Origin of the sequence: Streptomonospora alba, assembly GCF_000826685.1 — a bacterium.
Lineage (GTDB): Bacteria > Actinomycetota > Actinomycetes > Streptosporangiales > Streptosporangiaceae > Streptomonospora > Streptomonospora alba.
In genome coordinates this window covers 1-10,991 of record NZ_JROO01000025.1, presented here as the reverse complement: position 1 = coordinate 10,991, position 10,991 = coordinate 1, and the positions used below count along the sequence as shown (strand labels likewise).

7 protein-coding genes are annotated in these 10,991 nt (G+C 71.0%); 3 read left to right on the top strand and 4 right to left on the bottom strand.

Annotation, left to right across the window (positions count from 1 at the left end):
- A partial coding sequence (locus LP52_RS13065; protein ID WP_157036318.1) for a type I polyketide synthase occupies nt 1-2,562 on the top strand: 2,562 nt, incomplete at its 5' end.
- The gene (locus tag LP52_RS13060) at nt 2,559-3,320 is read left to right on the top strand and encodes a thioesterase II family protein (RefSeq protein WP_040273681.1); all 762 of its coding nucleotides are present in this window, start codon (nt 2,559-2,561) and stop codon (nt 3,318-3,320) included. The genes LP52_RS13065 and LP52_RS13060, both read left to right, overlap by 4 nt.
- Here the strand turns inward: LP52_RS13060 and LP52_RS13055 are convergent.
- The 3 genes from LP52_RS13055 to LP52_RS13045 all read right to left on the bottom strand — a co-directional run bounded on the left by LP52_RS13055 (nt 3,315) and on the right by LP52_RS13045 (nt 9,149).
- Nucleotides 3,315-6,095: a helix-turn-helix transcriptional regulator gene (locus tag LP52_RS13055; RefSeq protein ID WP_084723162.1), complete on the bottom strand. Its 2,781-nt coding sequence runs from the start codon at nt 6,093-6,095 to the stop codon at nt 3,315-3,317. The genes LP52_RS13060 and LP52_RS13055 overlap by 6 nt on opposite strands.
- A 478-nt stretch (nt 6,096-6,573) precedes the next feature.
- A complete protein-coding gene (locus LP52_RS13050) occupies nt 6,574-7,869 on the bottom strand; it encodes a DUF418 domain-containing protein (protein WP_040273678.1) in 1,296 nt (431 codons plus the stop codon).
- Between the two features lie 209 nt (nt 7,870-8,078).
- Nucleotides 8,079-9,149, bottom strand: a complete 1,071-nt coding sequence (locus LP52_RS13045; RefSeq protein WP_040273677.1) for a polyprenyl synthetase family protein — start codon at nt 9,147-9,149, stop codon at nt 8,079-8,081.
- 71 nt (nt 9,150-9,220) lie between these two features.
- On the opposite strand from LP52_RS13045, the gene metF reads away from it, so the two are divergent.
- Nucleotides 9,221-10,174, top strand: coding sequence for a methylenetetrahydrofolate reductase [NAD(P)H] (gene metF, locus LP52_RS13040; RefSeq protein WP_040273675.1), 954 nt, complete (start codon nt 9,221-9,223; stop codon nt 10,172-10,174).
- Here metF and LP52_RS13035 read toward each other — a convergent pair.
- Nucleotides 10,092-10,706 (bottom strand): GNAT family N-acetyltransferase, encoded by a 615-nt coding sequence (locus tag LP52_RS13035; RefSeq protein ID WP_238580902.1) that lies wholly within the window; start codon nt 10,704-10,706, stop codon nt 10,092-10,094. The two genes, metF and LP52_RS13035, sit on opposite strands and share 83 nt — an antisense overlap.
- Nucleotides 10,707-10,991 lie beyond the last annotated feature (285 nt).

Below are 10,991 nucleotides of genomic sequence, written 5' to 3'. Positions count from 1 at the left end.
CGGCCCGACTGGACCCCCGCCGACCCCGCTGCCGTCCGACCGAGCAGGGCCGCTGTCGTCGGAGCCGACGAGTCCGGTATCGGGAACGCTCTTGATGCGGCAGGGACCCAGGTGGAGGCCTACGCCGACGTGGCGGCCCTGAGCGACACGGTGCGGACCGGGAGCGTCGCCCCGGATGTGGCCGTCGCCGTCGCAGGCGGCTCCTTCGGCGACGACCCGACCGATGCGGTCCGTGCGGGCACCGCGTGGGCCCTCGCGCTCGTCCAGGACTGGTTGGCGTCCGAAGCCCTCGCGGGTACCCGCCTGGTCATCGTGACCATGGGGGCGGTCGACACCGGGGACGGCGACCTCGTCGATCCGGTCGGCGCCGCCTTGAGCGGCCTGGTGCGCTCCGCGCAGAGCGAGCACCCGGGAGCGTTCACCCTTGTCGACATCGACGGCGCCGACGAGAACACCCGCGCCGTCCTCGCCTCCGCGGCCATGACGCGAGAGCCGGCTCTGGCCGTGCGGCGCGGCCGCACATGGACACCGGCTCTCACGCGGGTCGCCACCGACGGCGACGACACGCCCCCGGCCCGTCCGATCACGCTGGATCCCGACGGGACCGTGCTGGTCACCGGCGCTACCGGGGCCTTGGGGCGCGCGGTCTGCCGCCACCTGGCGACCGAGTACGGAATCCGCCGCATGCTGCTCACCAGCCGGCGGGGGCCGGACACCCCCGGTGCCGGCGAGCTCTGCGCCGAGCTCGCGGAAGCGGGAGCCGAAGCGCGGCTGGTGGCCTGCGACGCCTCCGAGCGTGCGGACCTCGCCCGCGCTTTGGCCGAGGTCGACGAAGACCACCCGCTCACCGCGGTCGTCCACCTCGCGGGCGTTCTCGACGACGGGATCGTCAGCGCGCTGACCACTGACCGCCTCGACCGGGTGCTGGGACCCAAAGCCTGCGGCGCCCACCACCTCTACGAACTCACCAAAGGATCGGGCCTCGACGCTTTCGTCTGCTTCTCCTCCGCCGCCGGCGTTTTCGGGGGAGCCGGCCAGGCCAACTATGCGGCGGCCAACTCCTTCCTCGACGCCCTCGCCGCCCGGATGCGGCATGAGGGCATCCCGGCCGCGTCTTTGGCCTGGGGGCCGTGGACGGGCGGCGGCATGGCCGCGGACGCCGACACGGAGACGGGGGCGGCGGCCCGCTCCGGTCTGGTGGCTCTGACCCCGGAGGACGGCCTCGAGCTCTTCGACGCCGCTCTTCGCTCGGCGCTGCCGCTTTCGTTGCCGATGCGGCTGGACGTGAACGCGATCCGGTCGAACTACTACGACGCGGCGGTGCCGTCCCTGCTGCGCAGCCTGGTCCGGCCGCCCGTCCGCACCGCCGACCGCTCGGGGGCGGCCGACGGGGAGCCGAGCGCCCGCAGCCGCCTGCTGGGGATGGACGAGGCCGAACGCGCAGCGGCCGTGGCCGGCATCGTGCAGAACCAGGTGGCCGCCGTCCTGGGCTATCGGGACGGTGATGAGGTGGCTCCCGAGCACTCGCTGGCCGATGCGGGATTCGACTCGCTGTCTGCGGTGGAATTGCGCAACCGGTTGCAGCAGGCCCTGGAACTGCGGTTGCCCGCGACACTGGCCTTCGACCACGCCACGCCCGCCGACCTGGCCGGGAGCCTGTTGGAGCGGATGGCCGAGGAGCCGGCCGCCGACCGCCCGCAGGCCGAACCGGCGGCCCCCGCCCAGGACGGTTCCTCGGCGACGCTCATGTCGCTGTATGGCGAGGCCACCCGGCAGGGCAAGTGGCAGGAGGCGTTCGACCTCCTCTACGCGGCGGCCGCCCTGCGCCCGTCCTTCTCCGGGGCCGCGGACGGCCCTGCGGAGCCGCCCATCCTGCTCGCCCGGGGCCGGGAGCGCACACCGGTGTACTGCTTCTCGTCGTGCCTGGCTCTGGCGGGGATCCAGGGCTATGCGAGGTTCGCCGCCGGTCTGCGCGGTTTGCGGGACGTGGCGGCCCTGCCCTGCCCGGGGTTCAACGACGGCGAGCCGCTGCCCGGCGACATAACCGCCGTCGTCGAGGCGCTGGGCGAGTCGGTCCGCGGCGACGTCGGCGACCGTGCCCCCGTTCTCCTGGGCTCGTCCGCGGGGGGATGGTTCGCCAACGCCGTGGCCGGCTACCTGGAGCGCGTCGGCTGCCCTCCTGCGGGGGTGGTGCTCGTCGACACCTATACGCCGCAGACCGACATCCTGGCCCGGTTCGGCCTGGCCTTGATGGACGGCATGCACGACCGCGAGGGGGTCTTCGTCTCGCTCACCGACGACCGGCTCACCGCCATGGGCTGGTATCTGCGGATGTTCGGGAGCTGGGAGCCCGAGCCGACACAGTGCCGGACGCTGCTCGTGCGGGCGACGGAGCCGCTCACCCAGGACGTCCGCAAGGCCTTCGGAGAGGACTGGCGCTCCTCATGGGCGTTCCCGCACGACGTCGTCGACGTGAAGGGAACGCACTTCTCGATCCTCGAGGAGTTCTCCGACACGACCGCGGCTGCCATCGACGACTGGATCGCTAAGGAGCTGGATTGAGTACGGACCTTTGGCTGCGCAGTTTCCACCCCGCGCCCGAGGCGGCGGTGAGACTGGTCTTCTTCCCGCACGCCGGCGGCGCGGCGAGCTACTTCTTCCCGCTGTCCAAGCTGCTGGCACCGCGGTTCGAGGTGCTCGCCGTCCAGTACCCGGGACGGCAGGACCGGCGCCGCGAGGAGCCGATCGCCGACGTCGACGGTCTCGCCGAGGAGTTGGCGGCGGTACTGGGGCCCACCGGCGGCAAGCCGGTCGTGTACTTCGGGCACAGCCTGGGGGCGACCGTCGCCTTCGAAGTCTCCAGGCGGTTGGCAGGGCAGGGCGCCGGTCCCGCCGCCTTGATGGTCTCGGCGCGCTGCGCGCCCAGTGAGCACCGCAGCAACGGTATCCATCTGCTGGACGACGACGGAATCGTCGCCGAACTGCGTCGCCTCAGCGGGACGGACTCCTCCCTACTCGAAGACGAGGAGCTGCTGGCCGCCCTGATGCCGGCGATCCGCGGCGACTACAAGGCCGCCGAGACCTACACCTACACCCCCGGCCCGGCGCTCTCCTGCCCCATTGTCGGGTTCCTGGGAGACGACGACGTCCGCGTGGGAGCCGATGACCTGGAGAGCTGGCGCAAGCACACGACCGCGGAGTTCGAGCTGCGCCGACTGCCAGGCGGGCATTTCTACCTGACCGAGGACCCGGTGCGTGCCGCCAAGGAGATCGGGGCCTGCATCGAGTCCTCGGTCCCGGGCCAGGGCGCGGAGCTATGAGGTGTCCGCCTGGTCGGCGAGGCCGTCGGGCAGGGCGAGCCGGGTCTTCACGTTGAGCTTTCGGTAGACGTTGGTGAGGTGCTGCTCGACCGTACTGATCGTGATGAAGCACCGATTCGATATCTCCCTGTTCGTCAGGCCCTGTGCCGCGAGTTCCGCGACCCGGCGCTCGGACTTGGTCAGGGGCGACGCTCCGGCGGGGCAGTCCTCGTCGTCGGCTGCCGGGACCTCCTCGGCCGAGGAGGTCCCGGGCGTTCCCGCGTCGCGCGCCTGCACGCCCAATGCGTGGGCCCGGTCGGCGAGCAGGCGCGCTCTCCTGGTGTCGCCGAGCGAACGGAGGGCGTCGCTGAGATCCTGCATCGCCAGGCTCAGGGAGAAGGTGTCGCCGGAGGCGCGTAGCAGGTCGACCGCCTCCTCCAACAACGCCGGACGAGACGCCGGCCGGGTGCGCGCCAGGAGCTGCAGCGTGATTCCGCGGACCCGTTGGTCGTCCTCCTCGGTGAGGCTCAGCTGCTCGTCGAGGAGGTCTCGCGCCTGCTGCGGTTCACCCATCCGGATCAGGGACTCGGCCGCCGCGGACCTCCAGGCCACGAATCCGGGCCGCTCCAGCTGCCATTCCTTCATCAGGGCGCCGCAGAACTCGAAATCGGCGCGTGCGAGACGTGCGTCACCGGTAGCGAGGTGGTGTTGGCCGCGGGCCATCAGGTAGCCGAGGCAGTACCTGCTGCGGTACATCGCTTCGGGCACTTCGTACTGGAGGTGGGCCGCCGCCTCGTCGAGGTCGCCCAGCAAAGTGGTGCTGTGCACAAGGACCCCCAGCGGTGCGCCGATGGCCGCCCCCCAGCTCGTCGGCGGCAGCACGGCCAGCGCGTCGCGCGCCAGTTGTGCGGCCGCTGCGAGGTCGCCCTCGCGAAGGGCGATCTCGGCTCTATACGCCGCCAGGAGGGCACGCCAGGTCGGAACCTCCCGCCTGGTGGCCTCGTCGAGGAGCGTGTCGCACGCTGACCGGGCGGCCTCGAAGCGCCCGCAGGAGATGAGGATCAGCAAGGCGCACTCCAGCGCCTCGAGTGTGAAATCCGTCAGGGGGGACGTTCGCAGGATCTGCTGGGCGGTGGTGACCGCCTCGTCACGCGGCCCCCCTTCGAGCAGCTGGGCCAGGGAGCCGCCCGCGCGGGCGCGGACGCTGATGAAGGTGGTCCCCGGCTGCTGCTCGCCGAGGGCGGGGGCCACGCGGTCGAGGAAGGGCTTGAGCGTCGGCAGGGTGTTGAGGAGCAGTTGGCAAGCGGAGTGGAGCTCCGGTGGTTGGCTCGGCGTTCCGTCGGTCGAGAAGTGTTCGATCAGTTCCGCGATCTTCGCCGTCTGGCCGTGCCAGGCGAGCTGGTGCATGAGTGTGACCGTTTCCCGGACGGCGAGGGCGTCCTTGCCGGCGGCTTCGAGCAGGAAGTCGAAGTGCTGGGCCGCGGTGAGCGGATCGATCCGCCACTTGGTGCGGGCGATCCCTGCCACCGTCTTGCACCGCGAGGCCTCGTCGGGGCAGGAGTCCATGGCAAGTTGGAGGTGGGCCAGGGCGCTGCTCATCTCGTCCTGAGCGAGGTCGGTCTCCGCTGCGTCCAGCAGGAGCGCGGCCGTCCACGTCCCCGAGGTGCCGGTGCCGAGGATGTTGGGGAGGTCCTCTCCCCGGCGGTTCTGCCCGACTCGCAGGTGCATGGCGTGGAGCGCGCGGACGCGGAGCTCGCGGTAGCGCTCGGGCGGGAGGTCGCTGAGGATCGCCGTCCTGGCGGCGTTGAGTCGGAACCTCCCTTCCGGATCGAGGATCCCGATCTCTTGAAGGACGTTCAGCGGGTGCTCCGCCGTCCGCGGCCCGTCCTCGAAAACGTAGCCGAGCAAGAGCGGGGTGGCTGCTCGGAGTCTTCGCGACGTCGCCAGCACGGCCGCCGCCTGGGCCCCCTCCACGACCGGAGGGCTGCATCTCCGGAGGCAGGCCAGCACGGACTGCTGGTATTCGCGGCCGGCGGCGAGCGCTGCAGGGGCGGGCTCGGTGTTCCTGGCGTCCTCGATCAAAGAGCGCAGAAGAAGCGGGTTCCCGCCCGTCGCATAGGTGTATTCGGCGGCCAGCTGCTCGGTGGCGGATTCGCATAGATGCGTGGAAAGCAGGCGGCGAATTCCTTCCTGGGACAGGGGATGGAGTCGAAAGCGCGAATAGATTCGAGAACGCAGGGTCTCCACGTGGAAAAGTGGATCTGCGGGGGCTCCGTGCAGCGATTGGCTAAGCAATAGAATGAGGCCGCCGCCGTTCCAGCTTTCGACTACTTCCTGGAGGACTCCCAGGGATGCGGAGTCGGCATGGTGGACATCGTCGACCGTTAGAAGCAGGGGGGTTCCGCGGACGGCGTCGGCCAGGACGGACGACAATTCCTTACGGAGCGTGATCTGATGCTGGGAGTGGGGATGGCCGTGCGTCTCGCTGTCGGCCGCTTCCTCCAAGGCGTCGGTCAGCCTCCGCATCGCTGACGACGCAACGCGTTCCCCCAGAGCGGGCTGGTTTATGAGTTGGCGCACTACCTCGAACGGGGCGGCGCCGTGCTGGGGCGAGTTGGTGGCCGGTAGGTGCGGGACTCCGGCGGAGGCGGCCAGTTCGGCCGCATAGTGGAGCAGTTCCGTCTTGCCGCTTCCCACTCCGCCGTTGACCACCGTGAATGTCGGCTTTCCCGCGAAAGCGCCGGACAATGCGGACTTTATATGGCTGATTTCTCGATCGCGTTCCAGTAGATCCATTCGCGGTTCCTGTCGGGTCCGTCGCGCATCCGGTTTCAATCGTTTTATTCTGACTGTTTGATTCTCCTGTTCCCGAAGATGGCAGAGGTATGGACAAAATGTTCCCGTGCATACTGCTGCGGCGGCCAGGGGTCGGCTCCGTCGGGGTCGGCCGAGTCGGGTCGATGCAGCCGATCGGAGTTTGGCTGCTCCAGTGAACCGAAGTTCTGCCGTAAAGACAACCGTCGATATATTGGAAGTTAAGGTCTCTAGTCCCGGCGGTCGAATTTGGTCACGGCTGCGCAGTTGTTATTACATCAAGCGATGGAACGAGTACTGCTGGTGATTCTTCGGTCGGACCGCACCGGCGGCCGGGCCCGCCCTCCGGATGCGGACTCGGGGCCCAGCGGCGCGTGGCCGACGGGCCCATGCGGGCGCTCGACGGCGTCGCGGAACCTGCGGTCTTGCCGCGGTTCGGCCTCCGCCGGGAGGCCCGGAATCAGTACCGTGTCCCGTCTCCGGATTCCGGGGCGCCGCCACCTGCCGTCTGCCCGCCCGCGCTTTCGGCCCCGCCGCGGTAGACCAGTCGGCGCAGCAGAGCCTCTGCCGGTCCGCGCCGGTCGGCCCGCTCCAGCGCGCAGGCGCCTGCCAGGGTGAGCAGCCACACGGCCGCGGCGAAGAGGGCGGCCACCGCGCTGTCGACGTGCGCACCCAGCCCCAGACCCCAGGCCGCCAGCAGCGGCGCGGAGACCACCGACTGGGCCAGGTAGCACGACAGGGACCGCTTGCCGACCGCCATGACGGCGACCGTGACCGGGCCTCGCCGGCGCCGGCGGGCGACGGCGTGCCCGATCAGTCCGAACAGCGCCACATAGCCCGCACCGCCGAACACGCCGCTGAACTGGCGCACAGCGGCCAGAGCCCCGAACGGGTCGCGCAGCTCGACGAGCCCGGTGTGGGCCAGCGCCTCCGGCAGCCCCGACAGCCAGGCGGCGCCGATCCCCGCGACGGCAGTCCACACCAGCAGGCGCAGGTGCCGGTCGGGGTACTCCAGCACCCGGCGCCGGCCCAGCACCATGCCCAGCGCCATCGCCGCGGGCATCACCAGGGTCAGGGACTGGAAGGGGACCGAGACGGCCCAGGCGACGAGCCGCTCGCCGACGGAGGCGAGGTAGTCGTCCTCGCCGAAGGAGGCCCGCAGGAAGCCGGGCATCCCCGCCTGCTCCGTCCCGGCGGCCGCGCTTTCGGGGACGAAGGGGCCCATGGCCGCGCCCAGCGCGCTGAACAGCCACAGCGCCGCCACCAGGCCGACGAGCACCGACGCGGTCACCCGCATCGCGAGCTCGCTGCGGCGCAGCAGCAGCCATCCCAGCACGAGGCCGAGCAGCCCGTAGGCGCCCAGGACGTCGCCGAAGAACAGCAGGGCCGCGTGCACGACCCCGAACACCAGCAGCCACAGGTTGCGGCGCCGCACCACCGCGGCGGCGCCCCGCGGTGAGGCGCCGGCCTCGACCTGGCGGTCGTAGATGCGCATCAGTCCGTAGCCGAACAGGCACGCGAACATCGGATAGACGCGCCCGTCCACGGCCAGGAGCATGGCGAACTGCACGACGCGGTCGGCGGCCGAGCCGTCGACGGGATGGCCGCCGGTGTCGGCCTGCTCGGCGCCGTAGAGGTACCAGGGCGTGTTGGCCAGCGCGATCAGCAGCAGCATGAACCCGCGTGCGAGGTCGGGGCCCGGGGCGCGTTCACCCGGGCGAACAGGGCCGCCTGCAGGGGCCGGTGTACCGTCCACGATGATGCCTCCCGGTAGGCGCGAAAGCGCCGCGAAACGGGCTTTCCCAACCCCCGCTCCGCGCTCTCGGCCGACGGTATCGGCCGGTCGGCGAAAAGCGCTTCCTCCCGCGGGAGGAAGTACGGCGCCCCGGGAGGAGGTACGGCGCCCCGGGGGAGGGGCCGGTGCACCGTCCCGGCCGACGCCCGCGGCGAGCTTGCGCGGGGCGCTCAGTGCTTGCGGGCGGTCGCGGCCACAACGAGGTCGGCCAGCGGCGAACGCGCCGCGTCGTCGAGCAGTCCGGTCTCCAGCGCCGCGGTGGCCTGCCCCACGTAGTCGTCGATGCGGCGCTCGCAGGCCGCCAGGGCGCCGCACTCCTCGGCCACGCCGCGCATCCACGCCACAGTGTCGTCGTCCATCGCGGGATCGCCCAGACGGCGCAGGAACTCCGCGCGGTCGGCGGCGCCGGCGCGCTCCAGGGTCTCGGCCACGATCAGCGTGCGCTTGCCCTCGCGCAGGTCGTCGCCGGCCGGCTTGCCCGTCTGCTCGGGATCGCCGAAGACCCCCAGAACGTCGTCGCGCAGCTGGAAGGCCACACCCAGCGGCAGCCCGTAGGCGGTGTAGACGGGGGAGAGTTCCGCGTAGCGGCCCGCCAACGCCGCACCCAGGTGCAGCGGTCTCTGGACGGTGTACTTGGCGGCTTTGTAATGCATCACACGCAGTGTCGCCGCGACGTCGCCGCCCTCGCGCACCTGCTCCAGCATGTCCAGATACTGCCCGGCCATCACCTCGGTGCGCATCGCGTCGAAGGGGGTGCGCCCGGCGTGCAGCGCCTCCAGCCCCAGGCCGCTGGCCTGGTAGAGGTCCTCGCTCCAGGCCAGGCACAGATCGCCGATGAGGATGGCCGCGCCGCGTCCGAAGGCGTCGGAGGCCCCGCGCCAGCCCGAGGCCGCGTGCAGCCCTTCCAGCCGCTTGTGGGTCGCCGGCAGACCGCGGCGGGTGTCGCTGTTGTCGATCACGTCGTCGTGGATCAGCGCGCAGGCCTGCAGGAACTCCAGCGAGGCGGCGGCCCGGTGGATCTCGGGGACGTCGTCGCCGCCCGCTCCGCGCCAGCCCCAGTAGCAGAACGCCGGGCGCAGGCGCTTGCCGCCGGCGAGCATGGCCTCCAGCGCGTCGACGGCCGGCGCCAGCTCGGATCCGATCTCCAGCAGCTGGGCGCGGCGGCGTTCGACGAACCGGGCGATCTCGGTGTCGACGGCCGTGCGCACGAACGAGACCGGGGAGGACGCGGAAAAGGTCATGGGCTGCACATTATCGGGTAGTCGGGACCCACCCTCCCGGCGCTGGACAGGGCGTCGCCTAGGGTGGAGGCATGGTTGGGTCATCGACACGCAACGGAAGCGCGCCGGTCGCAGCGTCGCGGCCGCGCGACATCCGCGAACTGCTTAAGACCGGCGAACCGACATTCTCATTCGAGTTCTTCCCGCCGAAGACCGACGAAGGGCTTACCAAGCTTTGGCGGGTCATCCGCGACATCGAGGCGCTTGCGCCGTCGTTCGTCTCGGTCACGTACGGAGCCGGGGGCGGCACGCGCGATCTCACCGTCGAGATCACCGAGCAGCTGCAGACCGACACGACGCTGCTGCCCGTCGCCCACTTCTGCGCCGTCAACCACTCCGTGAGCGAGCTGCGCCACCTCGTCGGGCGCTTCGCCAGCGTGGGTGTGAACAACATCCTCGCCCTGCGCGGCGACCCTCCGGGCGATCCGCTGGGCGAGTGGGTCAAGCACCCCGAAGGACTGGAGTACGCCGACGAGCTGGTGCGCCTGATCAAGGAGCTCGGCGACTTCAGCGTCGGCGTCGCCGCCTTCCCCTACAAGCACCCCCGCTCACCCGACATCGAGTCCGACACGAAGTACCTCGTGCAGAAGTGCCGTGCGGGCGCCGACTACGCCATCACCCAGATGTTCTTCGACCCGGAGGACTATCTGCGCCTGCGCGACCGCGTCGTGGCCGCGGGCTGCGAGACGCCGATCATCCCCGAGATCATGCCGGTGGTGAAGTACTCCACCATCGAGATGTCCGAGCAGCTCTCGGGCGCGCCGTTCCCGCGCCACCTGGCCGAGGAGTTCGAGAAGGTCAAGGACGACCCCGAGTCGGTGCGCAAGATGGGAATCGAGCAAGCGCAGCGCATGTGCGAGCGGCTGCTGGACGAGGGCGCTCCCGGCATTCACTTCATCACGTTCAACCAGTCCACTGCCACGCGCGAGATCTACCAGCAGGTCGCCGCGGACCGCCTCCCGGCAATGGCAGGGGCGCGGCCATGATGGTGAAGGGCCTGTGAGGGCTGCCGGGGAAATGGAACTCCGGTAGTACGTCGACGAACCCGCACGAGCGGTAGAGGCCTCGGGCGGCTGTAGGGCCGGTCGGGGTCGACAGGACGGCGGTGCGCTCCCTGCGCACCGCCGTCAGTGCTTCCAGCAGGCTGCGGCCGATGCCGCGCCCCTGGCAGGCGGGCAGCACATGCAGCTCGGCGACCTCGAAGGAGTCGGCGAACCAGTGGCGGTCGGCGCCGGGGTCGCGCTCATGCAGCTCGGTTGTGATGACGTCGTGCCACCACTGCCCGCCGGCGCCGTGGAATCCGTAGGCGAACCCGGCGGCCTCCCCGCCGCCCCGGGGCAGCGCGACGACCGAGCCGAACCGCGGGTGCCGGGCGTGCTCGCGCATGATGGAGCGGCGCCCGGGGAGCTGTTCCGCGGGCGGGTCCATCGCGGCGGTGTAGATCTCGAGCAGGGCCGGAAGGGCGTGCAGGAACGCCGGGGCGGCCAGCTCCCACAGTTCGATCTCAGCGGTGCGCACACCGCCACGGTAGACGAGTGGGCGGCTCGGCGCCCGGGTGCGGCGCTGTTGACGGAGGCGGCCGGGGTGCGCTTAACTGTCCATGTTCGTACTCGTGTTCGATTTCGGGGTGGGTCTCCGGGTCGTTCCGAGTGCGTTCCCTTCGCGTCCGCTTCCGCCCGTCGGGCGGGTATGCGGGCGCGGAAACGCGGTCGGGCGGGGGGAGGGGAAGCCTCTTGCCCGACCGCGGCCCCTTCCGGGCGCCGGGTGCGCGGTGCCCGGACACGACGACGGCCACGTCCCCGC